The organism is Psychrobacter sp. GW64-MNA-CIBAN-0177 (genome assembly GCF_040309585.1).
GTDB lineage: Bacteria > Pseudomonadota > Gammaproteobacteria > Pseudomonadales > Moraxellaceae > Psychrobacter > Psychrobacter okhotskensis.
The window spans coordinates 1-259 of sequence record NZ_JBEOOY010000375.1 but is presented as its reverse complement, the minus strand read 5'-3'; the positions used below and the strand labels follow the sequence as shown (position 1 = coordinate 259).

Below are 259 nucleotides of genomic sequence, written 5' to 3'. Positions count from 1 at the left end.
AATAGCCCGTTTGACCACTCGCGACGGTAAAGTCGCGTAAGGTGGAACCACCAAGTTGGATGGATTTTTGCAAAATAATTTTAATATGTTCAACCAATAGCGCAATCTGCTCATAGGATAACTGATGCGCTGGTGTTGCAGGATGTATACCTGCTAAGTATAGACTTTCTGTTGCGTAGATATTACCCACGCCAACCACAATCTGCTGCTCCATAATAACTGATTTTATTGGACGCGCTATGGGTCGCTTTCTACTGCG

At 44.0% G+C, this 259-nt stretch carries 1 pseudogene; it reads right to left on the bottom strand.

Going from position 1 to position 259, the window contains the following annotated elements:
* Positions 1 to 259: pseudogene (locus tag AAEY79_RS15510) on the bottom strand (DNA-formamidopyrimidine glycosylase); the annotation flags it as partial.